The sequence below is a fragment of the Streptomyces sp. Xyl84 genome (assembly GCF_059731885.1).
In genome coordinates this window covers 49,925-75,191 of sequence record NZ_AP029184.1, presented here as the reverse complement: position 1 = coordinate 75,191, position 25,267 = coordinate 49,925, and the positions used below count along the sequence as shown (strand labels likewise).

At 68.6% G+C, this 25,267-nt stretch carries 22 protein-coding genes; 10 read left to right on the top strand and 12 right to left on the bottom strand.

Features of this window, described 5'->3' with window-relative positions; genetic code table 11:
* Positions 1-9: 9 nt before the first annotated feature.
* The gene (locus AC6I72_RS38315; RefSeq protein WP_498006591.1) at positions 10-981 is read right to left on the bottom strand and encodes a ParB/RepB/Spo0J family partition protein; all 972 of its coding nucleotides are present in this window, start codon (positions 979-981) and stop codon (positions 10-12) included.
* A complete protein-coding gene (locus tag AC6I72_RS38310) occupies positions 978-2,027 on the bottom strand; it encodes a ParA family protein (RefSeq protein ID WP_498006589.1) in 1,050 nt (349 codons plus the stop codon). The genes AC6I72_RS38315 and AC6I72_RS38310 overlap by 4 nt, the downstream gene beginning before the upstream one ends.
* Positions 2,028-2,260: 233 nt before the next feature.
* On the opposite strand from AC6I72_RS38310, the gene AC6I72_RS38305 reads away from it, so the two are divergent.
* Positions 2,261-3,154, top strand: coding sequence for a PIN domain-containing protein (locus AC6I72_RS38305; protein WP_498006587.1), 894 nt, complete (start codon positions 2,261-2,263; stop codon positions 3,152-3,154).
* Positions 3,155-3,190: 36 nt separating this feature from the next.
* Here AC6I72_RS38305 and AC6I72_RS38300 read toward each other — a convergent pair whose 3' ends face one another.
* Positions 3,191-3,385, bottom strand: coding sequence for a hypothetical protein (locus AC6I72_RS38300; RefSeq protein ID WP_498006585.1), 195 nt, complete (start codon positions 3,383-3,385; stop codon positions 3,191-3,193).
* A gap of 157 nt (positions 3,386-3,542) precedes the next feature.
* Between AC6I72_RS38300 and mobF the strand changes: the two genes are divergently transcribed.
* Together mobF and AC6I72_RS38290 are read left to right on the top strand one after the other, a co-directional pair.
* Positions 3,543-5,462, top strand: a complete 1,920-nt coding sequence (gene mobF, locus AC6I72_RS38295; RefSeq protein ID WP_498006584.1) for a MobF family relaxase — start codon at positions 3,543-3,545, stop codon at positions 5,460-5,462.
* Positions 5,350-5,697, top strand: a complete 348-nt coding sequence (locus tag AC6I72_RS38290) for a hypothetical protein (protein WP_498006582.1) — start codon at positions 5,350-5,352, stop codon at positions 5,695-5,697. The genes mobF and AC6I72_RS38290 overlap by 113 nt, the downstream gene beginning before the upstream one ends.
* A gap of 464 nt (positions 5,698-6,161) precedes the next feature.
* Here AC6I72_RS38290 and AC6I72_RS38285 read toward each other — a convergent pair whose 3' ends face one another.
* Entirely contained in the window at positions 6,162-6,623 is a 462-nt protein-coding gene (locus AC6I72_RS38285; RefSeq protein ID WP_498006580.1) for a hypothetical protein, read from the bottom strand.
* A gap of 458 nt (positions 6,624-7,081) precedes the next feature.
* On the opposite strand from AC6I72_RS38285, the gene AC6I72_RS38280 reads away from it, so the two are divergent.
* Positions 7,082-8,332 carry a replication-relaxation family protein gene (locus AC6I72_RS38280; RefSeq protein WP_498006871.1) on the top strand — a complete coding sequence of 417 codons (1,251 nt, stop codon included), beginning with the start codon at positions 7,082-7,084 and terminating at the stop codon, positions 8,330-8,332.
* A 68-nt stretch (positions 8,333-8,400) separates the two neighbouring features.
* Here the strand turns inward: AC6I72_RS38280 and AC6I72_RS38275 are convergent, their stop codons facing one another.
* Positions 8,401-9,084 (bottom strand): hypothetical protein, encoded by a 684-nt coding sequence (locus AC6I72_RS38275; RefSeq protein ID WP_498006579.1) that lies wholly within the window; start codon positions 9,082-9,084, stop codon positions 8,401-8,403.
* Between the two features lie 300 nt (positions 9,085-9,384).
* Here AC6I72_RS38275 and AC6I72_RS38270 point away from each other — a divergent pair, with 300 nt between their 5' ends.
* The gene (locus AC6I72_RS38270) at positions 9,385-9,621 is read left to right on the top strand and encodes a DUF8825 domain-containing protein (protein WP_275884174.1); all 237 of its coding nucleotides are present in this window, start codon (positions 9,385-9,387) and stop codon (positions 9,619-9,621) included.
* Positions 9,622-10,279: 658 nt separating this feature from the next.
* On the opposite strand, the gene AC6I72_RS38265 is transcribed toward AC6I72_RS38270, so the two are convergent.
* A complete protein-coding gene (locus tag AC6I72_RS38265; RefSeq protein WP_498006577.1) occupies positions 10,280-10,489 on the bottom strand; it encodes a hypothetical protein in 210 nt (69 codons plus the stop codon).
* 22 nt (positions 10,490-10,511) lie between these two features.
* On the opposite strand from AC6I72_RS38265, the gene AC6I72_RS38260 reads away from it, so the two are divergent.
* Together AC6I72_RS38260 and AC6I72_RS38255 are read left to right on the top strand one after the other, a co-directional pair.
* The gene (locus AC6I72_RS38260) at positions 10,512-11,249 is read left to right on the top strand and encodes a hypothetical protein (protein WP_498006576.1); all 738 of its coding nucleotides are present in this window, start codon (positions 10,512-10,514) and stop codon (positions 11,247-11,249) included.
* 163 nt (positions 11,250-11,412) lie between these two features.
* Positions 11,413-12,798: an AbiJ-related protein gene (locus AC6I72_RS38255; RefSeq protein ID WP_498006574.1), complete on the top strand. Its 1,386-nt coding sequence runs from the start codon at positions 11,413-11,415 to the stop codon at positions 12,796-12,798.
* Between the two features lie 323 nt (positions 12,799-13,121).
* On the opposite strand, the gene AC6I72_RS38250 is transcribed toward AC6I72_RS38255, so the two are convergent.
* From AC6I72_RS38250 to AC6I72_RS38240, 3 genes are all read right to left on the bottom strand, one after another.
* Entirely contained in the window at positions 13,122-14,012 is an 891-nt protein-coding gene (locus tag AC6I72_RS38250; RefSeq protein WP_498006572.1) for a hypothetical protein, read from the bottom strand.
* Between the two features lie 191 nt (positions 14,013-14,203).
* Positions 14,204-15,124, bottom strand: coding sequence for an IS3 family transposase (locus AC6I72_RS38245; RefSeq protein WP_498006571.1), 921 nt, complete (start codon positions 15,122-15,124; stop codon positions 14,204-14,206).
* A complete protein-coding gene (locus AC6I72_RS38240; protein ID WP_498006569.1) occupies positions 15,112-15,441 on the bottom strand; it encodes a transposase in 330 nt (109 codons plus the stop codon). The genes AC6I72_RS38245 and AC6I72_RS38240 overlap by 13 nt, the downstream gene beginning before the upstream one ends.
* A gap of 20 nt (positions 15,442-15,461) precedes the next feature.
* Here AC6I72_RS38240 and AC6I72_RS38235 point away from each other — a divergent pair, with 20 nt between their 5' ends.
* The 3 genes from AC6I72_RS38235 (at position 15,462) to AC6I72_RS38225 (ending at position 21,389) form a co-directional block, all read left to right on the top strand.
* Positions 15,462-16,817, top strand: a complete 1,356-nt coding sequence (locus AC6I72_RS38235; protein WP_498006870.1) for an IS1380 family transposase — start codon at positions 15,462-15,464, stop codon at positions 16,815-16,817.
* 688 nt (positions 16,818-17,505) lie between these two features.
* Positions 17,506-21,012 carry an ALF repeat-containing protein gene (locus AC6I72_RS38230; protein WP_498006567.1) on the top strand — a complete coding sequence of 1,169 codons (3,507 nt, stop codon included), beginning with the start codon at positions 17,506-17,508 and terminating at the stop codon, positions 21,010-21,012.
* Positions 20,979-21,389 carry an SCO4402 family protein gene (locus tag AC6I72_RS38225; protein ID WP_498006565.1) on the top strand — a complete coding sequence of 137 codons (411 nt, stop codon included), beginning with the start codon at positions 20,979-20,981 and terminating at the stop codon, positions 21,387-21,389. The genes AC6I72_RS38230 and AC6I72_RS38225 overlap by 34 nt, the downstream gene beginning before the upstream one ends.
* A 301-nt stretch (positions 21,390-21,690) precedes the next feature.
* Here the strand turns inward: AC6I72_RS38225 and AC6I72_RS38220 are convergent, their stop codons facing one another.
* The 3 genes from AC6I72_RS38220 to AC6I72_RS38210 form a co-directional block, all read right to left on the bottom strand.
* Positions 21,691-23,067, bottom strand: a complete 1,377-nt coding sequence (locus AC6I72_RS38220; protein ID WP_498006563.1) for an IS1380 family transposase — start codon at positions 23,065-23,067, stop codon at positions 21,691-21,693.
* Between the two features lie 122 nt (positions 23,068-23,189).
* Complete coding sequence (locus AC6I72_RS38215; protein WP_498006561.1) at positions 23,190-23,519, bottom strand: hypothetical protein; 330 nt, start codon at positions 23,517-23,519, stop codon at positions 23,190-23,192.
* 21 nt (positions 23,520-23,540) lie between these two features.
* On the bottom strand, positions 23,541-25,034 hold the full coding sequence (locus tag AC6I72_RS38210) for an NF041680 family putative transposase (RefSeq protein ID WP_498006559.1): 1,494 nt from the start codon (positions 25,032-25,034) through the stop codon (positions 23,541-23,543).
* Positions 25,035-25,267: the final 233 nt, after the last annotated feature.

Here is a 25,267-nt window from a genome sequence, read left to right as displayed (position 1 = left end):
GCCGAAGGGTCAACTGTCGGCCATGAGGAGCAGCACGAGTTCCTCGCGGTGCTCGGCCGACATGTGGGTGCGAAGCTGGTCGTTGAACCACTTCGGGTCGTTCCAGGGGAGGGCCGGCCTGCTGACGTCCGTCTGCTCCTGCTCCCCCTTAACCGGGTTAAGATCTTCGGTGTCCGTCCCCTCGGCTGCCGTCTGCTGCGAGGGGATTGAAGATGCAGCGGATTCGGTAGGCGGGGCACTCGCTTCCTTGGACCGGGGCTTCCGGGGAGCCTTAACCCGGTTAAGGGCTGCGGCGGCCTCGGTCCGCTGCTGGTCGGCGGGGAGCCGACCAATGCGGCGTCCGTCCTTGACGGTCAGCTCGCCGGACTCCACCTTCTCCTGTAGGTCCTCACTCAATCCGAGCAGCGCCAGGCGCTGCGACACCCAGGCCCCCGACTTCCCGAGCCTCTTGGCCACCTTCTCCTGGCTGCCATGCTTGCTGAGGAGCTCTTGGATGGCCTTCGCCTGGTCCAGCGGCGGGACATCAACCCGGTGAACGTTGGCGATCAGCGCACTCTCCAGCATGTCTTCCGCGCTGGCGGCAAGATCGTCATTGACGTCGATCCGCAGTTCTGCCAACCCCGCGACAGACGCGGCCGCCAGTCGCCTGTTGCCGTCGATGACGACGTACTCTGCGGCCCCGATCTCCTCTTCCCGGCCTGGGTGGGCGGTCAAGAAAGCCGTTCGCCGGACGACCGCGACGGGCTGAAGCTGGCCCTTCTCCTTCAGGGAGGCCGCGGTCTCTTCGATCTCAGTCAGCTCATCGCGTGGGTTGAGGGGATTGTGCGCCAGCAAGGACAGCGGCACAGCCGCCGGCGGGCGCTTCCCCTCCCCGTTCATGATCTGCTGTCGAGTCCGGACCCGGCGGGGTGCAGGCTTCGAGTCCGAGCCGTCTTCGTCGATGCTGAACCCACGGGTGACCCGCTGCGTCGGAGGCGTCATACGGCCAGCTCCTTTGCCAGATCGCGCATCACCTGCGCGTGCTCACTATCAGGTGCGTACTCCAGCAGCGGGATCTCACCGTCTGCCGCCTCACGTCCCTCTTTGAGATCACCGATCACGGCGAGGACAGAAGGGGAGCTGCTCTTCTCCCACTGGTCCTTGTTCTCCTTGACGAGCTTGCCGCGGCGGCTGTCGTAGGCGTTGATGATCAGCCCCAGGTAGTCGACTTGGATGCGGCCCTTACGGCAAAGGTCGTCCATCTGGGACTTCAGGAGCCGGAACGCTCGGTGCGACGCCTTGTTCGCCCAGACGGGCGTGATGACGCCGGAGCGGTCGGCGAGTTCACCGTCGCGACGTCGTACGTAGTACAAGGCGGTGTCCATGTTCAGCCCGAGGCTGGGAGGTCCGTCGATGATGATGACGTCGTAGTCCGCCTCCAGCGGCTCCAGCGCCCGCTCCAGTGCGGCCTCGCTGAAGCTCACCTTGGACAGAGCCACGTCACGCAGGAACGCGTCGTCAGACGCCGGCAGCAGGTGAAGGCGCTCCCCGAACCGCTCGCCGTCCAAGGCCACCAGCAGGTCATGGATGTCGCCCTTGGCGCTGCCATCCATGTGCATCATGAGGGTCTCGACGTCGTCCTCGTACATGAGGTCTTCGAAGCCCAGCTCCGCCGTCAGATGCCCCTGCGGGTCGTAGTCGACCAGCAGGACACGATGGCCGGCCTCCGCGAGAGCCTGCGCGATCCCGGAGGACAGGAATGTCTTCCCGACGCCGCCCTTCTGGTTCGCCACTATCACCCGCACCACCGGCTGAGCCACCAACGGAGCTGTAGGGGAGGGGTGGTTGTCGAGCCACAGGGTGAGGGCCTGTGCCAGTCCCTGGACGTAGGTGACACCGCGCTCCGAGCAGGCCGCCTTGAACTTGTCCGGCTCTCCGACCGGGAGGAACGTGCCCCAGGTCTTCGCACCGTCGGTCTTGACATCGGGCAAGCCCTCCGCCGAGTACCAGGCGTTGATCGCGTGCTCGGTCGCGTCCTGGATGTCCATTCCGTGCTCGAAGGCGCGGATCTTCAGATGCCTGCGTAGCTGGGGAGTGAGGGCTGTAATTAGCTTCTCTCGCTCTCCCCGAGGGTTGGGGATGCTCATGCGGCCGAACATTACTAGGCACGCTGCCGCTTGCTCCGCAGCCCGCGGTATATCTCATGCAGCTCGCGTCGGGTGAACGGACGGATCTCCTGAAGGGGTGTCCGCGTATTTCCACCGTGGAGGATCATCGGGGGATGCCGAAGAAGCCCCCGCCTCCCACCTACGTCGACCAGTTGCTGTCCGAACTGGCGGACATCGAGACGTCCTACGCCGCGGTGCTGGACAGCTCCCAGGTCCGGGCCAGGCAGATGAGCGGTGATGGCCTCGTGATCATCGGACACCCCTGGTCCTGGGAACCGAGCACGCCGGACATCGAAGCCCGCAGGATGAAGCTGTTGCGGCAGGTACGCGACTGGGAACCCAGGTTCCGGCTCCTGTTCCCACACGCCACACCTGCAGTCCAGCGCAGCATGGACGATGCGATCGGGCTCCTGGAGGACTGGCTGGTCCGGGACGGGCGGGTGAAGCACCGCGCGCCCCGGAACATCCCCGCAGCAGTGACGCGACTCAAGGACGCGGCCGCAGCCCTTCGCAACCTGGTGGCACTGCTGCCGGCCGACGACTGGCGTGTGCGCGTCGTCGTGGACACCAACGCCTTGATGGACGATCCCGACGTCACGGTCTATCAGGACACCGTCGACAGCCCGCGATACATGGTTCACCTCCTGCCCGTCGTACTGCGTGAGATCGACGACCTCAAGCGCAGCCACAGCCGCCCCGAGCGCAGGGAAGCGGCAAAGAAGGCCGACCGACGACTCAAGGCGATGCGCGACAACGGCGACGTCCGCAACGGTGCCCGCGTCGCCGGTGACGTCTACGCGGTATTCGAGCACATCGAGCCCCGCGCGGACGGACTCCCCACCTGGCTGGACCTGGACGTCCCCGACGACCGGTTCATCGCCTCCACGCTGCTCCTGCAGTCCGCCCACCCCGGCTCCAAGCTGTACGCCGCGACTAGTGACATCAACCTGCAGACCAAGCTCGCAGCGGTCGGCCTGCCCTACGTAGAAGGACCTGCCGCAACGTGAGCCGAGCGGCGCGAGCGCAGTATTCGCACGGCATCGTCAGGCGTCGCCGTAGCGGTCCCGCATCAACACAGCCCACTGCTCGGGCCGGGTGGTCTGGCAGCCGGGGCATCGGCGTCGGGTGACGCGCTCTGCGGTGGGGAAGGCGGACTGCGCGGAGCGGACCTGGAGCACGTCCAGGAGCAGCGGCGTGTGGCAGAGGGGACAGGACTCTCCATACCTGGTGATCTTCATAGGCGGGAGAGTGCACACACCGGCGGCTTACCGTCTCGGGCTGGCGGGGCCCGCCTGGCGGGCGGCTGAGGCAAAGACTTGGTGATGGCTTCCCGCCCGGCGGGACGTACCTGGGATCGCGCTTTTCCACAGGTCAGGGCCGGGTTTCTATGGGCCGGTGATCAGTGAATCGGAGATTCGCCCGGGGAGCGGGTGGTGCTATCTCTTCCGCGGGGTGATGGTCGGCGACGGCCACCGAACGGTGGGGACGCCGCTGCGTGCCGCTCAGGACGCAGCCGGTGTCCCGCCCGGAGTGTGGAAGGGCCGGGGCCTGGCTGCGGTCGGCCTGACGGCCGGGGACGTGGTGACCGAGCGGCAGGCCGAACTGCTCCTGGGGGAAGGCCGGCACCCGGACGCCGACCGGATCGAGCGTGAGCTCCTGGCGCAGGGGGAGAGTCCGGCCCGTGCCCGGCGGGCGACCGTGCTGGGCAGGCCCATCGAGCACAACAAGTCGCCGGAGACCGAGAAGGCCAAGGAGCGCACCCCCTGGCTGGCGATGGACTTGGTGTTCCGGGCGCCGTCGACGGCGCACATCGCGTGGGCGCTCGGGGATGACGAGACCCGGCTGGTGCTGGAGCTGTGCCAGGACATCGCCCGGGACAAGACGCTGGCGTGGTTTGAGGAGTCGGTCGCGCAGATCCGGTGGGGGAGCGGCGGCAAGCACCGTCGGCAGGTGAAGGACGGGCTGATCGTCGCGGTGTTCCGGCACTACGAGTCGCGGGCTGCCGAGTCGAAGCCGCTGCTCCACGATCACGCGGTGGTGTCGATCCGCGCCCGGCGGCCGCACGACGGGAAGTGGGGCAACCTGTCGGCGGATTCGATGCTGGCCCACATCGTCGCGGCCGACACCCTCTACACCCTCCTGTTCATGGAGGAGGTGTCCGCGCGGCTCGGGTGGGCGTGGGAGCCGCGCGAGGTGACGCCGGGCCGCCGGCCCGTCATGGAAATCGCCGGGATCGACCAGCGGCTGATCGGCTGGCAGTCGACCCGCCGTCAGCAGATCGAGGACGCGCTGGCTGTCCTCACGGACCAGTACGAGGAGAAGCACGGGCACGCGCCGGGCGAGAAGGCCGGCTACGCGCTGGCCTGCCAGGCCGCCGACCAGACCCGCCCGCCCAAGCGCACGGAGCTGCTGTCGCTGACCGAGCTGCGGACGCGATGGCGCACCTCAGCGATCCGGGCGTTCGGCGCCTGCACCGTCCACCGGCTCGCGCAGCGGGCGCGGGCGGCGGCCGCGGCGGTGTGGGCGCGGGTGCGGCCGGTGGTCGACGTGGCCCTGGCGGCCGTGGACACCGTCACCGTGGTGTACGTGATGCGCGGCGCCTTCGCACGCCACCACCTGCTCGCCGAAGCCCGCCGCCACCTCGCCTACGCCCTGCGCGGCCGACCCCACCAGCCGGGCCTGGACGAGACGATCGTGCAGGCGGTCGTCGACGACTACACCCGGCCCGTCGGGCGCGGCCGGAAGATGACCGCCGACCTGCGCGCCCTGTACCCGCGCGACACCGAGGACCAGGCCCTGCTCCGCCCGCTGACCCGCAACCGGTCCGCGCCCCTGTACGAGCGAGCCCGCCTTGCCGCCGATGCCTTGGCCGCCCGGGTCCACGCCGCGCGCCGTGCGGAGCGCCTGGGCTCTCGCACCCGGCCGCATGCCGTCGCCGTGTCCTCCGCCTCGAGGTCGCGCCTGCGGCCGTTCCACTCGGATCGGAAGGCCGGACGCGTCCCGGAGCAGACGACCGACGTCGACACGGTGGAGCAGACCCGCCGCACGCTCAAGGCCGCCGTCGCCATGCTCCACGACGGCGCCCGGGAGCGTGCCGCCGCCCGCAGCCCCCGACCTCAGCCCGCCCCGGCGACGGTCCCACCGCGCACACCCAGCAGCCCGGCACCCAGCACACGCCGGGCCGGACCACAGGAGGAGTCACGTGAGCAACCCGGAAGAACAGCCCAGCCCCGAGGAAGCCCTTGCCCGCGCCCACGCGGCCCGCGCGAAGATGGCCGCCGCGCTCAAGGAGGACCTGGAGCCCGAGCCCGATGAGCCTCTGGGGTGGCAGCCGATCTGGAAGCGACCCCGGAAGCCGAAGTCGAAGGCAGCGAAGAAGCAGGAGCTGCGCAAGCAGCGGCGGCGACTCCAGGACGCCGGGAAGCGTCGCCTCGCCGCCGCGCAATCGCGCCGCCCTCGCTCCCGGCAGAACCGGATCGGCAACGCGGCCGCGCGTCGCGATGCCCGTGCCCTGTCCCGGGTGCGGCACTCCACTGCCTGGCTGTGGTGACGATGCCGGGCATCGTCCATCGAGTGGAACCCGCGATGTTCTGCATCCGGTGGCGATGCACGACATCGAGTGGACTCCACTCCGGTGCGCTGGATGACGATGGACGCCACCGTGGTGCGCATTGCGATGGACGACACCGCGCCATCCGACGATGCCCGGCACTCTCGCGCGCGCCCGGTGCGCTGCACCCGGTGTCCCGCACCGCACCGGCGCGCCCACCACCCTTGTCCAGGCGCGGCCAGGGGCGCGCGACCCCTTGTCCAGCTCTGCCGCACCCCCTTGTCCAGGTCTGCTACCGAGGGGCTTTTCCCTTGACACGGGCGGTTTCGGCTGGCGATCAGGTCGCGGACAAGGGGGTGTGTGATAGGGGAGTGCGCCCGGCCGCGCGGTCGGTGCGGTGCGGCCCGGCGGCGGTGGTGCGCATCGCGATGGAGCACACCGCACCACCGCCGTCCCGGTGCGCCCTACACGATGGTCAGGCGCACCGGGTTCGAGCCGGCCGGTGCGGGGTGCGCTTCGAGGGCCTGGCCCACGCCGACGGCCTCCAGTTGGCGCAGGGTGTCGGCGACGTCTTCGTGGTCTTCGGTGAGGAACTGTGTGGCGAAGTCGATGACCGCGCGGGCGATGCCCTCCGCGGCGTCCGGCCCGGCCTGTGCCCAGATCTGCAGCGAGGTCACGAAGACGCGTCCGAGGGCCTCCAGGGCGAAGGTGTCCGCGCACGGCTCGCCCGCGTCCGGGCCGGGCAGCGCGGTGACCGGGACGACGATCCGCGTCGCGGCGTCGACGAGCAGCTCGGGCATCCGCGGTTCGGCGCCGGCGAACTTGCGGGCGGCGTCGACGTCGTCGGCCTGGACGGCCCGGAGGTAGTTGAAGGCGCTGATGGCCGCGTGCGGGGTCATCGGGGCGAGCGGCGTGGTTTCGGGCATGACGGCTCCTCACGTACGGGCCGCCCCGCTGATCGCGGCGGCCTCGACCCAGATGCTCTAGCCGCGGCCCTGTGGACAGAGTCCGGCCGTTGACGGGGGAGAACTCTCCCCCCTCCGGGCTGATCACGATGCGGTCACGACGGAGGGGTTTTCCCAGACCGGCGTCACACGAGAGCTGAAAGCCACACCTGTACGGGGTGAATGGCGGGACAGGCCCGCCCACCTTCCAGGAGCACCCTGTGGCGAGCACCGCAGACGAATCCGAGCAGCCCCTTGACCGGACCGGAGAGGCCCCCTCCATGGACCCCTCCATCACCCCCTCCGCGCCCCGACGCCAAAGGCCGGGCGTTCTCGCAGGTCAGCCCCGGCGGACAAGGGGGCGCCGCAGGTCCGACAACCCTCTTGCCTCAAGGCGTCCTACTCACCGGAAGAACTCGACAGAGCCCAGGCGGAGGGAACTGCTGCAAGCACTGGGGATTTTCCAGCGGGCGACTGCCGACCAGCTGTGGAAGCTGACCCGCCCGGACAACCGGCACGACAAGCTCACGCGGGACAACCTCCTGGATCTGGAGGACCACCACCTGGTGAGGATCGAGTCGGTGCAGGAAGACCAGCGACAGGTCTGGGTGCTCACCGCCAAAGGGCACCGCGAGGCGAAGCATCTGCTGGAGCCGAAGGGCATACGGGTCTCGGCGCTGCGCAAGCAGGAGTACGACCCGGACACCGGGGAACTGCTCGGCACCGGCTACGACGACCACGCCGCAGCGGTCACCTCGACGGCCGCCGAACTCCACCGCGCCGGGATCGGCCACCGGCTCGGCTTCCAGACCGAGGTCGGGCACCGGCTCGGCAACGGCTTCGTGCAGCGGGCGGACTTGGTGGTGCGGGCGCCGGAGGCCGGGGTGCCGGTGTTGCTGCTGGAGATCGACCGCCGCACCGAGGACGCGCACGACCTGGTCGCCAAGCTGCGCCGGTACTGGGAGTGGGGCCGACTGCTGGCACCGGACGCGGACAAGCGCACCGTGGACCTGGTCCGCTCCCGGCCGGACGCGATCGACCAGCTGGTCGACCACGAGAAGCGGCTGTGGCGCCGGGTCTACCCGCCGACCGGCCGGGAGGGCCTGGTGCCGGTGGCGTTCGTGTTCGCGGACACCACGGAGGCGAAGGTCGCCAACACGGTCGCCGTGCTGGAGGAGGCCGGCCGCCGCTACTGGGCACCGCGCCGGTTCCAGACCCTCCATCGGGGGATCACGGCCCGGGACTATAGCCAGGCGGTACCCGTCGTCGTCACCACCCTGGAGCAGCTCCAGGAGCACGGTGCCAGCGCGGCAGTGTGGCGGCGGCTGGGACGGACGGGCGAGCAGACGCTGACGGCCGCGCTGGACAACCCCGACGGCGACGCCCTCTTCCGGGACCAGGAGGCCCGCGCCGACGCGGAGGAGGAGCGGCGCCGCGTGGCTGAGCGGGAGGCGCAGCGCCCCGTGTGCAAGCGGTGCGGAAGGAAGTTCACCGACCAGCGCTGGGAGGAGATCACCGCGCACAGGACGGCCTGGAGCGCCGGGGACGTGGCTGTGTGCGGCGCCTGCCACGCCGACGACTTCGCCCGCGAGGAAGCCGCCCGCCTCGAGGCCGCCACGTCCCCAGAGCCGGAGCATGACCACGACCAGGAGCCGGGCAAGCTCCGCTCTCTCTTCCGCCGCCGCGCCTGACCCCGTACGACGACGACGCCTCTCCCGCCGGACACGGGAGAGGCGGCGTCGGCGAGCAGCGGCCCGGGTCAGGCCGGGGCGGCCTGCTTGGCCAGCGCGGAGAGTGGGGAGCGCCGGCCTTTCTCCACCGCGCGCAGCTGCTCCCAGTCGACCTCCGCGTGTGCGGGGACGACCGCGTCGACGGACGCCGTGGTGTAGAGCGCGACGTCGACGGCCCCGGCCCGGCTGGTGCCGAAGCGGACCTCGATCGACTGCGGGGAGCGGACCCAGCCGAGCCGCACCATCCAGTCGAACTCTACCCTGCGCACCCCGAGCCGGGCGGCGGCCTGCTCAGGCCCGAGCGGGGTGTCGGCGGCGACCAGGTCCGCCAGGTCCTCGCGTTGGCAGACCTCCGCGACCTGGCTGGGGTGGTGCAGCGTTCCATCGGGGTTCGCGCTCAGGTCGACCAGCAGGCCGCGGTCGACGAACCGCCGCACCACGAACGCCGTTACGTTCGCCTTCTCGCCGATCACGTTTGGGGTGCCGAGCGCGTCGGCGATCCGGTCGGCCGCCGCACCACCCGAGATCGGCGGTGAGGGCATCGCGGCCCGGATGGCGTCGGCGTCCAGAGCTTCCACAGCGGCCCGGGTCCAACGGGACGACGACGCGTCCGGGTCGGGGATGAGACCGGTGTGCCGGGCCCACCGGAAGGCGGCTGCGGGCACCTTCAGGCGCTTGGCGGCCTGGCTCGCGTCGTACTCGGTTCGTCGCATGAGATCACCTCTCGCTCGTTCGCCGGATGTGGCGGGACAGAACATGACAGAACACGTGAAAAGCTGTCAATACCCCCTGAAAAGCAGGCAAGTTGGACGCGCACCGCTAGGACTGCGCCCGCGTATGCGAAGGAAAATCACCCGCCCGGGTGCCGCTCCACACCGGACCGGACCACCGTGGTCGGGCCCGACCACAGGCCCGACCATGAGGCCGACCACGCCAGGCATGACCCCGGCCACGGCGACGGATGGGGCGTGTCCGAAGTGACACCGAATTCGAACAAGCGATCTAATGCCGGTATGGACGTGACCGACTTCCCCGACGACCTGGTGCAGACGCAAGCCGCCTGGAACGCCACCTACAACGCGCTCGCCGCACCCCGCCCCCGCGACACCACCGCCCTGCGCCGCCGCCTGCTGCTCCTGTCCGTACGGCTGTGGTGGCACCCCTACTGGGAGACCGTCCCCTCGGTGCCGGCGGCACGCTCCGAGCTGCGCCACCTCGCCCGCGCCCACGGAGCCGTCCGGGCCGCGTGACCCATCGCCCCGGTCGACCAGGAGCACGAGGTTGCGCCAGCGGTTGCGCCTATCTGTTGCGCTGGATGTTGCGCCAATGGTTGCGCTAGGTGTTACGCGGCCCGCAGGACCGTCCCCGTGTCCGCGCAGGTCGCCATGCGGTTTTGCCGTGGTCGGCCTGCTGACATCCCCGTTGCGGCTGCTCTGCCCATGTCCCTTGGCTGGAGTGAAGGAGGAAGGGACGGGCGGGATGGGCGGCGCGGCCGCGGCCGGGGATCGGGGCGCGCTCAGCCGGTTGCGCGTCGGCCGGGGCCGCCGCGCCTCGCCGCCGTCAGCCCGGCGGCGGAGCGGGGACGGAAGTCGTCGGCGCCCCGGTGCTGTCCTTCCGGTGCCGAGCCCCACAACAGGAAGAAAAGAGAAGTGGGTGGGTGGGACAGGCCCCGGACGGCGGGCGAGGGGAACGGGGCGCCGCTGGTGCTCCTCGCGCGCGACGGCGGAGCCGCGCGCGAAGCCGGGCAGACCAATTGCCCAGTCGTGGCCGCCAGGAAGAACAGCGGGCTTGCTGGCTTCTTGTCCGCGCCGGCTGAAACCGGAGGCGCCGAGGCCGCCCTGCGGACCACAATCCCTCTGGAACGCCAGCCCGCTCCCAGCAAGGAGGGCCGACATCAGCAAGCCGGTCTCACCTCAGAACATGAAGAACCTCGCCTTCATCAGGTTGCTGCACCGCCAGGGCATCGAGCAGTCGCTCCTTCCCGAGCCGCTTTCCTTCACCTCGGTGCTGACCTTCCACGACGCCGTGGAACTGTTCCTCATCGTCACCGCCGAACACCTGGGTGCCGTACTGAAGGACCGAGACCCGTTCATCAAACGGTTCTTCGAGGGATTGCACCCCGAGCAACTTTTCCGGCGGGGTGGACCTGCAGGGGCAGTACGGGATCAAGCGCCTGAACGACCTCCGCAACGGGTTCAAGCACACGGCCGGCTTCCCGGGCCCGAACGCCATCGCGGACGTGAAAGCCGACACCGCTCACTTCTTCCTGGAGAACACCCCCCGCGTCTTCGGCTTCACCTTCGACGACATCGACCTGGCCGAAGTCGTCCAGCACGACCAGACCCGCACGCACCTCAAGACGGCCGCACAGCTCAACTCGGAGGGCAGCTTCCTGGAGGCCATGGGCACCCTGGCGATGGCGTTCCAAGAGCTCATGAACGACCAGACCAAAGACAGGAACGCGCCCCGGGGACGGTCTGCTTACAGCTTCGGCGAGCCGATGCCGAGCAATCCGCTCAGAGAAGACCAGGTCCGAGCGACCCTCTACCAGCCGGATCATGCCTCGCGGAGAGGTGTGCCTGCGCGAGGCGCGGAATCGCTCGCCAGGGAGTACACGAGGACGCGCGAGGTCACCCGGGCTCTGCAGGAAGGCATGCGCCTTCTGGCGTTGGGCGTGGACTTCCACCAGTACCAGCGCTTCACCCGACTCACCCCGGAGGTGGTCCGCTACATCAATTCGACGACACCAAGCTTCTCTGCAGAGCCCGGATACGCCCCCAGCCAGGAAGAATTCGACTTCTGCCGCCAGTTCGTCATCACCGTGGCACTCCGCATCACCGAGATCAACGCACGGGTTGTCCCGCCGTCTTGGACGTGACTTGGGGCGACCGGGAGGGCGCCATACCCGTCGGCACTGAACCGCGGTGCTTTTCGAGACCTGACCGGTCCCGGGATCCAGCCGTGCCGGACAGCCCGTTCCGCAACGCCAACGCCCCTCGGCTGGCGTTGGGACGGCCCATCATCGTGGAATGGGAGAGTAGATGGACGTGGCGAGTCTTCGGGCACTGATCGACGAGACGGTCGTCGCTCGCTATCAGGTCTTCGGGCACAAGGACATTCCCGGCCTGTGCGCGAGCCTCAGCATGCCCGCGCCTCCGCCCAAGGTGGACCCTCACACCCATCGCGAGATCTCCAAGCACGAGCGCCTGGCTGCCAGCCTGGACACATGCCGTGATGAAGAGCTGCCGGTGATTGCGCGTGCGGTTCTGGCTAGCCAGCCCGTCACCGCGGATCAGCGCAATGCCCTGCAGGACGCGCTGTGGCAGGGCAGTGACTGTGTAGAGGTTCCCGGCAGGACCAGACGTGAGCTCGCAGCCTCATTGTCCCTCGAGCACTACGTCCGTCACGCGGATCGGTTTCTCACGATGCTCGACTCTCTGTGGGTCTTGGACAACGATCCGATGGCCGCTTGGAACGGTGGTGCCAAGACCCTTCGCGCACAGATCAACCAGTATGTGATCAACAACGATGACTGGGACGCCGTGTCCCTCTTCGAGCAGCTGGGTTGCTTCCAGGCACCGCATCCGCGCTTCGCCCGCTTCCTGGAGGCGCTGGCAGCACCCTCAACAATCCCTGACGAGCCTGCGCAACGGCAGTTTGTCGAGGTAGCCAACGTGCACCTGCAGCGCGTCGGCGCTCGACTGCAAGAAGCCGGTGAAGAGGACGGCTATCCGTTCTTCGAACTGATCAGAGCCGGTGAGCCACCCTCGCGCCGACCGCGGCAGGTCATTTTCGCCACCCTCACCAAACCCGACATCAGGGTCAGCAGCGTGTTGGACGGCGACCTAGAGGTCATCGAACAGGTCGAGCGGGCCGACCAGGTCCTCGTCTACGACCGCGTCATCGGCAACGACGGTCTCCGCTGGCGAGACCTCCTGAACTGGTGGCAGGAAAAACGCGGCATCACGGACACCTCGCAGGCCCGCTCGTCGCTATTCGAACGCATGCGGGCCAGCTTGCCCAAGGAATCAACCGGCCAGGACAACCTGTACTGGCTGTACTACAACATCTACCAGCACGAGCCCGACGATCTGCCCGCCCTGCTGCCCGAGGTATGGCTGCACTGGGACCACCAGACGATCAACCAGCGCCGTGAACGCGCCCAGCAGCACATCCGCATGGACTTCCTGCTGCTCATGCCGGGCCTCAGACGCGTAGTCCTTGAGGTCGACGGAAGCCAGCACTACACAGACAACCAGGGCAAGGTGCCCAGTCCCAGCAAGTACGCCGCCACTATGGCGGGGGATCGTGAGCTGAAGTTCCTGGGCTACCAGGTCTACCGCTTCGGCCATAGCGAATTGGAGGACAGAGAGAGCGCACGTCCCCTGGTCGCTGACTTCTTCAGCAGGCTGCTGAAGCCGGTGTGACGTCAGCCGGGCCACCGGCGGGATCACCACCGTGAAGCCGCACGTGCCAGCGAACCCGCTGGGCACCACGCTGATTCGGTCGTGGTCGGGAGGTCGACATCCCCTCTACGCCCCCGAATCCACGCCCCACAGCAGGAAGAAGAAGAGAAGTGGGTGGGTGGGACAGGTCCCGGGCGGCGGGCGAGGGGATCGGGGCGCCGCTGGTGCTCCTCGCGCGACGGCGGGGCCACACGCGCCGCCGGACGGACAAGCCGCCCGGCCGGGCCGTGTCGTCCTGGTGAAGAAGGCCGCAGTCCTGGCCGTGCAGCGGGACGACGGGTGCGTCACATGAAGTCGGGGTCGGGTTCCCAGTCCGGGTCCAACTCTTCGTCATCGCGTAGCGACTGGGCTTTCATGTTCGCGAGGTCGAGTTCCGGTCCGGTCAGCGCGAGCTCGCAGACCCGACATCCGAAGTAGCGGGGGAAGAACCAGATGTCTCCGTAGTCGCCGCTCTTGTCCCGTCCGCTGATGAAGGCAGGACTTTCGCATGCCGGACACTGCGCGGGAATGTGGAGAAGCCATCGGCTGGGCAGAGGCGCTGCCGACAGACTGGCGACCAGGGCCGTCTTCTCGCTGTCGGACATCCTCTCTGTCTTCTTCGCGAAGGTCGCCTGCGCCCGCCGGATCTTCGCCGCGTAGCGCAATTTCAGCTCGGACGTCGTCTTCTCTACGAGGTCCTTGCACACGCCGTAATGGTTCTCCCAGAACCAATCCGGCTCCTTCGCCAGATTGGGCAGCAGGGAATCGATGTACGCCACACCAGCTGCCAGCAGGTCCCTGCACTCGTCAGACGGCCGTCCCCACCCCATGTGAGTGATGCCGTTGCGGGCATCCCTCAACGCCGCGAGCTGCGCTGGCACCTGCCCCTTGCCCACCTGCGCGAGTCTCGTCACGGCCTCCGCGCCGCCGATGGTCCTCAGCCCGGCGCGCCCCGTCTCCACCTTGTTCTCCTGGCCGCCCAGTACCAGCAGGTCCTGTACAGAAGGCTTGGGGGTAGCCAGCAACGTGAGAGTGACGGATGCCAGACACGCCTTGGCCAGGTGCTCGACAGCCACAGCCATGTGGTGGACTGCGAAGTCCTGGTCAGTAGGCTCTTCGAGGTAGGCGTCGATAGCTGTCCGAGCCCATCGTTGTGCAGAACTCACCAGCTCGTCACGGATCTCATCCTGGTTCATCTAAGAACCGTAAGCGGAGATCTGTGTCCACCGCATCGGACCGTCGGTCCGCCTGAACCGTCGGCCGGTGCCACGGGACCACGGCCACCGGCTAGTCTCCACCGCATGGCACACACCCACTGGGCAGTTGAGTACCCGGTCGACCCGTCCGCTTCCCCCACCTGTCAATCCCCTCGCGCCGTGGAGATCTTTCAAGCGGCCAACTCCACGGTGGGGTCGGCCTGATGGTCTCGTTCGTAGCCGGTCGGGCTCCGGTACCCGCACACGCTGTGTAGCCGACGGGTGTTGTAGAAGCCGGTGATCCAGGTGGCGATCTTCAGCCGGGCCTCGGTGCGGGTGGTGAAGGTGCGCCGGTGGACGTATCCGACCTTGAGCACGCTGTTGAACGCCTCGCTGACGGCGTTGTCGAAGCACGAGCCGACGCGGCCCATGGACTGGGTCACGCCGAGCCGGCGGCAGGCCAGTCTGAAGCGCCGGGACTGATATTCGCTGCCGCGGTCCGAGTGGAAGATCACGCCCCTGACGTCGCCGCCGCGGGTGGCCGCGGCCATGTGCAGGGAGGCGACGACCAGCTCCGCGTCGTGACGCTCGCCCATCGCATAGCCGAGCAGGCGGCGCGAGAACAGATCGATCACGGTCGCCAGATACAGCTTGCCCCCGCCGGTGACGATCTCCGTCATATCCCCGGCCCACACCTGGTCCGGGGCATCGGCGGTGAAGTCGCGGCACACGAAGTCCGCGAACGCAGGCCGCTTGCCCGGCCTGGTCAGCCCCCGGCGCCTTCGGATCTTCCGTCCGGCCAGGCCGAGTTCGGCCATGAGGTGGGCGACGGTGTTCACCGACACCCTCCAGCCCTGGCGCACGAGCGTGATCCAGATCTTCGGCGAGCCATACGTGCCGCCCGACTCGTCGAAGATCTGCCGGATCGCGTCGGCCAGCTTCCCGCGCCGCACCTCGCGGGCGGTGACGGGCTGGTGGCGCCACTTGTAAAACCACGACTCGCTCACGCCCAGGACGCGGCACGTCAGGGTGTGCGGAATGTCCTGCTTGGCCTTGCAGTCGCTGATCACCTCGGCTACCTGGGCCGGGTCCGCCGCAGCTACTTCACCCACAAGGCCATGCAGCGTTTGAAGACATCGCGCTCCATCTCCAGCTCGCGGATCCGCTTGTTCTTTACCGACATCTCCCGCCGCAGCCGCTCCAGCTCGGCCCGCTCCGACTCCTTGATCCGGTTGCCGGGCGCGGCCGGCGCGGGCCGGTCGGAGGACGCCGAGCCGTTGCGCCGCCACCGCGACACCCAGCTGTGCAGCGTCCCGGAGTGGACACCAAGTTCCTCGGCGACCTCCGGGATCGGCCTGCCCGTCTCGATCACGATGCGTACAGCACCCTCACGGAACTCAGGTGTGTACGTCCGTTGCTTGGACCCCATGAACCTCAACTTCCCCTGCAATCGCGGACTCCACGCTACGAGGGGAGGGACACGGAGTGGTTTCGCAGGCTGGTGCAGTGCTGCTGGTCGAGACGGTCCGCAAGATTGGTCTGGATGCGGCGATATCGGCGGCGCTGGCGCCGTGGCGGAAGGCCCGGGCGGTGCACGATCCGGGCAAGATCCTGCTGGATGTCGCGCTCGCCGTGGCGCTGGGCGGGGACTGCCTGGCCGATGTGGGCATGCTGCGGGCCGAGCCGGCCGTGTTCGGGCCGGTGGCCTCCGACCCCACGGTCTCCCGCCTGATCGGCAGGCTGGCGTCGGACGGTAAGCCGTTCTTGGCCGCGCTCCGCACTGCCCGCGCCGAAGTGCGCGAACACGTATGGCGGTTGGCCGGGGATGCGGCGCCGAACGGGGGCGGGCAGCTGATCGTGGACATCGACGGCGTCCTCGTCCTGGCGCACTCCGAGAAGCAGGACGCCGCCGCGACCTGGAAGAAGACGTTCGGGCACCACCCGCTGATGGGGTTCGTCGACCACGGCCGCGGCGGGTCCGGCGAGCCGGTCGTGGGTCTGCTGCGGCCCGGCAACGCGGGCTCCAACACCGCCGCCGACCACATCGAGGCCACGAAGCTGGCCCTGGCCCAGCTGCCGAAACGGCTCCGGCGGGGGCGTCAGACGCTGATCCGCACCGACTCCGGCGGCGGCACCCACGAGTTCGTCGCCTGGCTCGCGAAGCGGGGGCGATGGCTGTCGTACTCGGTCGGGATGACCATCACCGACGCCATCCACCAGGCCGTCTTGAAGGTCCCGGCCTCGGCCTGGACGCCGGCCGTCGAACCCGACGGTGATATCCGCGACGGCGCCTGGGTCGCCGAACTCGCCGGCGACTGCCTGACGGGCTGGCCGAAGGGGCTGCGACTGATCGTGCGCAAGGAACGGCCGCACCCCGGTGCCCAATTGCGCTTCACCGACGCCGATGGCATGCGGTTGACCTGCTTCGCCACCAACACGGCGGGCGAGGCGATCGCTGCCCTCGAACTGCGCCACCGGCAGCGGGCCCGGGCCGAGGACCGCATCCGCGCCGCCCGCACAACCGGCCTGCGCAACCTTCCGCTCCACGACGCGGCCCAGAACCAGATCTGGCTGGAGATCATCCAGATCGCCCTGGACCTGCTCGCCTGGATGCCCCTGCTCGCCCTGACCGGCGCCGCCCGGCTCTGGGAGCCCCGCCGCCTGCGGCTTCGGCTGTTCTCCACCGCCGCCCAGCTCGTCACCACGGGCCGACGCCGCTACCTCCGCCTCGCCGGGCACTGGCCCTGGACCGACGTGATCACGGATGCCCTGGACCGGCTCCACACTCTGCCGAACCCCGGCTGACCAGCATCTTCCCGTCCCTGCGAGCAGCACAAGCCCACCGGAGCCGTGGAACCCGGCGCCCACCCGACGCGACAGCCGGGCCATCAGCCTGCCCAGACTCCGAAAAACCCCGTCAACACTCACCACAAAGGGCCCGCCAACAAGCTGACGAACCCTCATGCAAGATCGAGGCTAAGGGCTGTCCCGCAACTCTGGAGACGGTTTACCAGCGTCCGGTTCGACCTGTTTGGCCGGGATTCCGTTGAGGCTGTGAGTCGGGACGGAAGCGGGCAAGTCGATCCGGCTGTGGTGGCCCATCAGCCTTCGCCCCGAGTTACGGGACAACGTTTAGAGGGGGCCTGCGCGCGGTTGACGGTGCGCGCGATCTGGTGAGCAGCGCCGACTGCGCGACTGGGCTGAAGGCACAGCAGTGAAACTCCTGTGAACCTCCCCCTGCTTGGCCTGTGCATAAGATGCAAATGGCACGTAGTCAGAAGTCATTCAGCCTGACACAGAGAGTGACCTGGTCGGCGCGGACGCCACGATCAGGCCCGGGTGCGATGCTCATCGCAGGTTGTCAACGGACGCGGCTCTTGGCCGCTGCACTCGCGGACATGCCGTCATTTAACTGATTCCACTCACATCTAAGGGGAATAGGCCAGTGAAACGGCCTTCGCGCTCATCAGGGGCGCCATCAAAGAACAGACCAATGCAGAACCGGCGACGGCGCCACGCACTTCTCGGCGCCTGCGCCGTATTGCTGCCGGTCACGCTCGCCGCCAGCCTGCTCGGTGCCAGCCCGGCCGCAGCGGACGACGAATCGGACGACGGCGGATATCCGATCACGGATCGTCGCCTCGTCGTCGACGCCTGGACATGGGGCGGCCCCGGTGTGAAGGCGGCGGCAGAGCAGGCCCTGGTCGGCTCGGACGAAGACATCGAGAAGTTCCTCGCCGCCAAGGACGCCATTGGCAGCGACGACGAGCGCGTCGCCGCCAGCCGCATGGTGGCCGTGGGCGGCCCAGCGGTGCAGGAAGCGGCCAAAATTGCGTTGATGTCCACCGGCCCGGGTGCTGTGCGTGCCTTCCTGAAGGACGGCTGGAAGGCGCCATTGCAGGACGACCAGCGGGTCGAGGCGTCACGGGTCATCAACTTTGGTGGGCCGGGGGTCAAACAGGCTGGCATGGCAGCCTTGGGGGGAAGCCCAGAGGATGTCGCCAACTTCCTGGCCACGGGCCAGTACGAGGCTCAGGAGTCCGACGACCGTGTCGAGGTCTCCAAGATCATTTATAGCGGGGGGCAGGCAGTAAAGGCGGCCGGCAAGCTCGCCTTGCAAGGCACGCCGGATGACGTGGTGGAGTTCCTTGAGGTCGGGCAGTTCGTGGCCCGCAACAAGGATCAGGAACACGCGACCATTCAGCAGTTGCTGGACCAGGCACAGAAAGCCGGGGTTCGCGCGCAGGCGGCTACTGAGCATGCCAAAGCGGCCTCCGCGAGGGCCAAGGCCGCCTCAGCACTGGCCAAGCAAGACGCCATCCGGGCGGCCAAGGAGACGCAGGCGGCCAAGGATGACTCGCAGGTCGCCGCAGCTCGGGCGCGGCAGGCAGCCGACGCTGCTCGGGCCGCCGCCGGCGCTGCGCAGGAGGCGATCGGGGCGGCCAACGCGGCAAACGAGTCGGCGCGGGTAGCCGCAGCGGCCGCCGCGCAGACCGCGAACGCAGCCGCCGCTGCGGCCGATGCCGCATCCCGGGCCTACAGCGCGGCCGCCTCGGCCGCGAACAACGCCAGCAAGGCCGAAGACGCCAAAAACGCTGCGGCCAACGCGCGGGCGGTCGCGCTGCTAGCGGCCAAGTCCGCCCAGGCCGCTCAAGCCGCTGGTGACGCCTCCCGGGCCGCCAAGGCCGCAGCAGCTGACTCGCTGGCTGCTGGCGCTGACGCCAACGCCGCAGCCGACGCCGCGGACGAGGCCAATGCGGCTGCGAATGCGGCCGGGGTCCACTCCGAGGAGGCCGCGCAGGCGGCAGCCGAGACGCGTCGGCACGCCGCCGAGGCCAACCGCGCAGCCAATGCCGCCCAGGCACTGGCCCAGGAGTCAGCGGATGCCGCCTACGCTGCACGGGACGCGGCCAACTCCGCCGCCGATCACGCAAACAAAGCAGCCGACGCTGCTGAAGACGCTGCCGAGCACGCAGGGCAGGCGGCGGACGCGGCGAAGCAGGCCGATCAGCAGGCGGATGCAGCCAAGAAGGCAGCCGACACTGCTGCACTGGCGGTGACGACTGCCAAGAAGGTCTTCGCCATCGCTCGCAAGACGGAAGCCGAAGATCTTACCAACCGCACCAACGCCGCTATCGAACGGGCGCGCAGTCATAAGAACCAGACTGACACCCTCACCTCCCAGACCGCCGCGAGCGTGCTTGAGGCACGCGGCCTGGATGACACCGCACAGGCCTTGGCTGCCGAAGCCGCCAAGCCCGATACAGACACCACTGCACTGGTCGCCAAGGGACGCCAGCTCGCCCTCAAGGCGCTTCAGAAACTCGGCCCGCTGAGCCAGCAGGCGGCCACCACGGCCCTGTCCGGCACCGACGCCGACGTCATCAACTACCTGCGCACCGGGTGGCAGACTGCCAAGACCCAGGAAGTACGCGAGAAGGTCTTCGAACTCACCACCGACAGCCCCTACGCTGCGGTGCGCACCGCGGCCGCCGACGCACTCAAGGGCAGCGACCAGATGGTCGCCGACTTCTACACCACGGGCCAGTACACCGTGGCCAACGACGACCTGCGGGTGAAGGTCTCCCAGATCAACAACGCCGGCGGACCAGGGGTCAAGGAAGCCTCCAAGGCGGCCTTGGCCACCAACGACCCCAAAACCCTGGCCGCCTTCATCTCCACCGGTCAGTACTCCGCCCGCAGTGACGACGAACGCGTCACCGCCTCGAAACTCGTCAACGACGGCGGGCCAGAGGTCAAGGCAGCAGCCAAGATCGCTTTGGCCGGTCCCGCCGACCAGCTCGAAGCTTTTCTCAACGTCGGCCAGTACATGGCGGACCGCCAAGACAAACTCGCCGACACCCACAATGCCCAAATGCAGCGCCTGATCGCCGAAGCCTCCAGCATCGCGGCCACAGCGCGCAAGAACAGCTGGCTGGCCGCCAAGGAAGCCGCCGATGCACATAAGGCATCCGCCGACGCCCAGACGGCGGCCAGCCAGGCGGCCGACTCCGCGCAAGAGGCTCAGGGTTACGCTCATGACGCCGACGTAGCCGCCACCAGCGCCGAGAACTCCGCTGCCCAGGCCCGCAAGTCCGCGGCCACCGCACGTGCCGCCGCCGACGCCGCCGACCGCGACGCTGCCGACGCCGTCACATCGGCCGCCCAGGCCGAGTTCAACGCCAACTACGCGCGCACCTCCGCCGCCCAGGCCGACCAGTCCGCCGCCGACGCCCACGACTCCGCTATCGCCGCTGGCAAGAGCTCCAAGGAAGCCCAGGAACAGGCTTCCCAGGCATGGCAGATAACGATGGACAAACTCCGGGCCGAGGAAGCCGAAGCCCGCCGCCAGGACGAGGAAAGGCGCAAGGCTCAAGCTGAAGCCAACAAGAAGAAGACCAAGCACTGCCACTACGTCCCACGCCTCGGCTACTACCCGAACTGCCTCAAGGACGGCGGCACCATGGACCCGCCGATCGATGTGGACCCCCAAGAGGCGGCCACGATCTACGAAGGACTGTGGACGCTCTCCGGCGGCAAGGACCTCCAGAACTGCATCAAGAACCCCACCCTCGGCGAGTGCGTCTTCGCCGCCATGGTCGTCATCCCCGGCGTCGGTGAACTGAAGGCAGCCAAGAAGATCGAAGAGGGCGTCGAAGGCGTCGCCGAGGCCAGCCGGGTCAGCAGAACAGTCGACGGCTGGCTCCCGCAGGACGCCGTCGATAAGGTGCCGGACTCCCTCAAGCCCTTCATGAAGGGAAACAAGAAGGGCGTCGGCTATCGCTGGAACGACGGCAAGGGGAACGGCGTCCGTATCGACCAGGGAAACCCCAACAACTCCCAGGTGTTCCAGCAGGTCGACCATGTCGTCATCAACTCGGGTGGTAAGATCATTGGCCGCAACGGAAAGCCCATAGACGGCTCGATCAAAGATCACGCCGAGGATGCCCACATACCGTTGGAGGAATGGCTCCGCTGGAAGGAATGGGACAAGCCGTGAACCAGACACCGGCGGTGAGTCTGCCGCAAATGCGTGAGCAGATCGTCTCCGCCCTCCACGCGCTCGCCGACCCCGATCACCAGCGACGCGTCTGGATTGAGCGACAGTACCCGCACCCGGGCTACTTCGACGACCTCACCCTGAACATCAACATCCTCTACGACGACACCGCCGTACTGGACGACCCTTCCGCGGCGATCGGCACCACGCTCCGCAGCACCTCAGAGGCACAGGTAATGCAACGCCTCGCCGACCGCCTCAACGAGGTCCTGGACGCCGTGGACCCCGAGGCGGAGGACTCCGCCTACCTTCGACACCCCCTGTGGCCAGGCATCGTCGAAGCCGCGACACAGGCATACGCCGCCCTTACTCAATAACCCGCTGGCACTCCCGTCGGCCCAGCCACACCCATAGCCGGGCCGACGGGAGCTCGACCGGGTCAATAGCGGTTACGAGGGTCCAAGGCTTGCGCAGTTCTGCAATCCGCTCGGCGGCGGCACGTGAAGAGCACTTTAGCCTCGATCTTGCATGACGGTCCGCTGACGGAGTCGGTGGATCGTTTCGCTTTCGGTGGCTGATGGCGGGCATTCCGAGGGCCCGAGTGTCGCCTCGGGTGGACGCCGGGTCCCACTGCTCCGGGCTGGTTCCTCTTCTTGTAGGGACAGGCGAATCCGCTGGTCAGCCGGGGTTCGGCAGGAGCGCAAGTCGTTCAAGGGCGGCGGATATCTCGCCGGTCCAGGGCCAGTGGCGGGCGAGGCGGAGGATGCGGCGTCGGCCGGTGGTGACGAGCTGGGCGGCTGCGGAGAACAGGCGGAACCGCAGACGGCGGGGTTCCCAGAGACGGGCCTGGCCGGTCAGAGCGAGCATGGGCAGCCAGGCCAGCAGGTCAAGCGCGATCTGGACGATCTCCAGCCAGACCTTGTTCTGCGCGGTGTGATGCAGGGGCAGGTTGCGCAGTCCAGTCGCGCGGGCGGCCCGGATCCGGTCCTCGGCGCGGGCCCGCAGCCGGTGGCGGAGCTCGAGCTCGGCGATCGGCCGGTCCGGGGTGTTGGTCGCGAAGCAGGTGATCCGCATGCCGTCCGCGTCGGTGATCCTCAACTGGGCACCGGGATGTGGCCGTTCCTTGCGGACGATCAGCCGCATTCCCTTCGGCCAGCCGTCCAGCAGGCTGCCGGTGAGCTCGGCGACCCAGGCCCCGTCACGGACCGTGCCATCGGCCTCGACGGCCGGTGTCCAAGCCGAGGTCGGGATCCTCAGGAGGTGCTGGTGAATGGTCTCGGTGATCACCATGCCGACCGAGTAGGACAGCCAGCGTCCTCGCTTCGCGAGCCAGGACACGAAGTCGTGGGTGCCGCCGGCGGAGTCCGTGCGGATCAGCGTCTGCCGCCCTTGCCGGTACTTCTTCGGCAGCTGGGCCAGGGCGAGCTGGGTGGTGGTGATGTGGTCGGCGGCCGTGTTGGAGCCCGCGTTTCCCGGTCTGAGGAGGGCCGCGACGGGCTCACCGGTTCCGCCCGGGCCGTGGTCGACGAAGGCCGTCAGCGGATGGTGGCCGTAGGTCTTCTTCCAGGTCGCGGCCGCGTCCTGTTTGTCGGAGTGCGCGATCACGAGGACACCGTCGAGGTCGACGGTGATCTGACCGTCGGCGTCCGGGGCATTCTCACCGGCCAACGACCAGACACGGTCACGGACTTCGGAGCGTGCGGACCGGATCGCCTGCAGAGCTTTCTCGCCGGAGGCGGCGAGGGTGTCGATCAGGCGGGAGACGGTCGGGTCGGAGGCGACCGGACCGAAGACGGCCGGCTCGGCCCGCAGCATCGCGACGTCCGCGAGGCAGTCCCCGCCCAGTGCGACCGCCAGGGCGACATCCAGGAGGACCTTGCCGGGATCGTGGACGGCCCGCGGCTTGCGCCACGGCGCCAGAGATGCCGATACGACCTGGTCAAGACCGCTCTTGCGGACCGTTTCGACCAGCAGGACCGACCCGGCCTGGGAGACGACCTGGCGGCCGTCGTCCTGGACGCGGACACGGGGATAGGACCCGATAGAGTGCTTCACCTGGGAAGTGCCTCCGGCGATGGCAGGAACAAGGACCTCGACAATCCTCATTCTTGCTGGTCAGAGGCACTTTCTGCTTTCCTGACCGCCTGCCGGACGGCCCGCTTCATGAAAGCGCGAGGTTAACCAAAGGTGTTCGGCGGGGACGCGGCAACGGTCACCTGGGCGTTCCAGGACCCGGGCTCCCGGGGCGGATCCCAGGTCACGTCGACCCGCGTTTCGTGGAAGTCATGCGCGAGTCCGATCACCATGGCCGCTGCGGCGGCCCGTGCCTCGGCTGGGTCGGCGTTAACCGGAACGTCGGTGAGGCGCCCGCAGTGCATCCCGCCGTCCACGGTGAGGACGCTGTGGCGCCAGCCTTCCGGCGTCGCGAGCAGGACGATGCCCTTCGGCAGGCCGAAGGGCAGTTGCCTCTTTGTCTCCCGTTTCCGTCTCACCATGGAGCCATCCAACCTGGTCGGCTTCCTGACGTTTCAGGCGGGCGGGACTTCAGGTGCCCCGCGGCGGGGCTTGGTGCCGACCTTGTGGTGGGCGGGGCGGCTGAACGCCTCGCCGGTGGCGAGGACTCTGCCCACGTCATGCCGGGTGGCTGGGCGGCGGTTCATCGAACCCGGCGGCCTGCCTGGGCCGGGACGGGAAGGTTTCGGTGCACCGGCTGGTGAGCCGGATTTCACGTGCAGGTTCCTGAACCCTCTGCGGACGCGGGCGGGTGTCAGTTTGTTCGGCTCGGTCGGTTTCTCCCAGGGCCTGCAGGGGTCGGTGGCCAGCGGTCGGGCGAGCCGGAGCTGGGCATAGGCGGCGATCACGAGCCAGGTCCATCGGTCGGCCGCTTCCGAGCTGCGGAGCCGGGGCTTGGTCCAGCCGAGGGTCTGCTTGAACAGGCGGAATGTGTGCTCGATGTCGAAGCGGCGGAGGAAGGACTGCCAGCAGCGGTCGATGTCTGCTTCGGTGGCGCCGGTGCGCGACCACCACAGCCAGACCGGCTTGTTGACTCCGCCGCTGGGCAGCTTCTCCACGACCAGGCGGATGACGGTGCCCTCGATGAGGGGCAGCGGCCCGTCGTGGTCGAGCCATGCGGCCCGTCGGGTGAGCCGCGGGTGCAGCCGGTCCCATGCCTGTGCGGTCGCCTTCCCGTAGAGCCGGGTGTCCGCGACAGTCACGGCCTGATCGGCGCCCCAGGTCGCGGAGTCGCCGAAGACGAACTCGCCGCCGTGCTTGGGCGGCCGACCGCCCTTGAGGTTGGCCAGATGAAACTCTTCACGGGAGGGTGTCGGACGCCGCATCACGCGATCGGACCGGAGCCGGCCCAGGATCTCGACGGGCAGCTCCTCCAGCAGGTGGGCGATGCGCGGGGCGTCGTATCCCGCGTCCAGCACGACCAGGACCTCCGGATCACCCGGCCGCCACTGGCCGGCGGCGACGAGCCGCTCGACGACCTCGCGGATCTGCACCGTGGTCACCGCGGCGACGTCCGCGCCGGGCTCCAGGCGGACCGCGTCCAGCACCGCCGTCCACGAGGTGCGGCCGGTCTCCAGGGCGGCCACCACCGAGTACGGCCAGCCAGGCACCATCTGATGCTTGCCCTCTCCCCGCCCGAACGTGTGGCAAAAGGACCGGTCAGCACATGTGTTGGCGTCCGGGCGCAGCCACGGCGAGACATCCACCGCCAATACCAGCCGACCGTCCGCAGCCCTCGGCGACGGCACCCCGGCCAGCGCCCGACGCAGCCGGGCGACGTCGATCCGGCCCTGGTTGAGCCCGCCGTACAGAGCCCCGTGCCCACGGCGATGTTCGGGCGCGAGCGCAAGATTGACCAGCGTCCGCACCGGCCCCTCCGTACACAGCAATGCGTCGCATAACTCGAACAGCGCGTCCCCCCGTGCGGTCAGACACGCGTACAGCTCCGACCGGAAGTGTGACACTTCCGCGAACGCATCCCGCAGGACGCCCTGATGCACCAAACTCACGATCACGGCCCTCGCGCTGATCCACTCTGTGACGGAGCACAGGATCAGACGAAGGCCACCTACACGTCCGCCGAACTGCGAAAACGCTGATCAAGTTCGAACCGCGTTCGATGCAGGACGTTAAACGACAAGCTTAGTGTCTGTTTTTGATCCGGGCATGACATGGCCACCACCCATGGTGTCTGGGCGTTTGCCCAGCTCAGAGTTCGAACGGCGGGGTCTGGGTGGCGGGG

Excerpts from the sequence above, each read along its gene's own strand:
- AC6I72_RS38315 (WP_498006591.1), bottom strand. The coding sequence starts at position 981 with ATGACGCCTCCGACGCAGCGGGTCACCCGTGGGTTCAGCATCGACGAA.
- AC6I72_RS38310 (WP_498006589.1), bottom strand. The coding sequence starts at position 2,027 with ATGGACATCCAGGACGCGACCGAGCACGCGATCAACGCCTGGTACTCG.
- AC6I72_RS38305 (WP_498006587.1), top strand. The coding sequence starts at position 2,261 with ATGCCGAAGAAGCCCCCGCCTCCCACCTACGTCGACCAGTTGCTGTCC.
- AC6I72_RS38300 (WP_498006585.1), bottom strand. The coding sequence starts at position 3,385 with ATGAAGATCACCAGGTATGGAGAGTCCTGTCCCCTCTGCCACACGCCG.
- AC6I72_RS38285 (WP_498006580.1), bottom strand. The coding sequence starts at position 6,623 with ATGCCCGAAACCACGCCGCTCGCCCCGATGACCCCGCACGCGGCCATC.
- AC6I72_RS38275 (WP_498006579.1), bottom strand. The coding sequence starts at position 9,084 with ATGCGACGAACCGAGTACGACGCGAGCCAGGCCGCCAAGCGCCTGAAG.
- AC6I72_RS38270 (WP_275884174.1), top strand. The coding sequence starts at position 9,385 with ATGGACGTGACCGACTTCCCCGACGACCTGGTGCAGACGCAAGCCGCC.
- AC6I72_RS38255 (WP_498006574.1), top strand. The coding sequence starts at position 11,413 with ATGGACGTGGCGAGTCTTCGGGCACTGATCGACGAGACGGTCGTCGCT.
- AC6I72_RS38250 (WP_498006572.1), bottom strand. The coding sequence starts at position 14,012 with ATGAACCAGGATGAGATCCGTGACGAGCTGGTGAGTTCTGCACAACGA.
- AC6I72_RS38240 (WP_498006569.1), bottom strand. The coding sequence starts at position 15,441 with ATGGGGTCCAAGCAACGGACGTACACACCTGAGTTCCGTGAGGGTGCT.
- AC6I72_RS38230 (WP_498006567.1), top strand. The coding sequence starts at position 17,506 with ATGCAGAACCGGCGACGGCGCCACGCACTTCTCGGCGCCTGCGCCGTA.
- AC6I72_RS38225 (WP_498006565.1), top strand. The coding sequence starts at position 20,979 with ATGGCTCCGCTGGAAGGAATGGGACAAGCCGTGAACCAGACACCGGCG.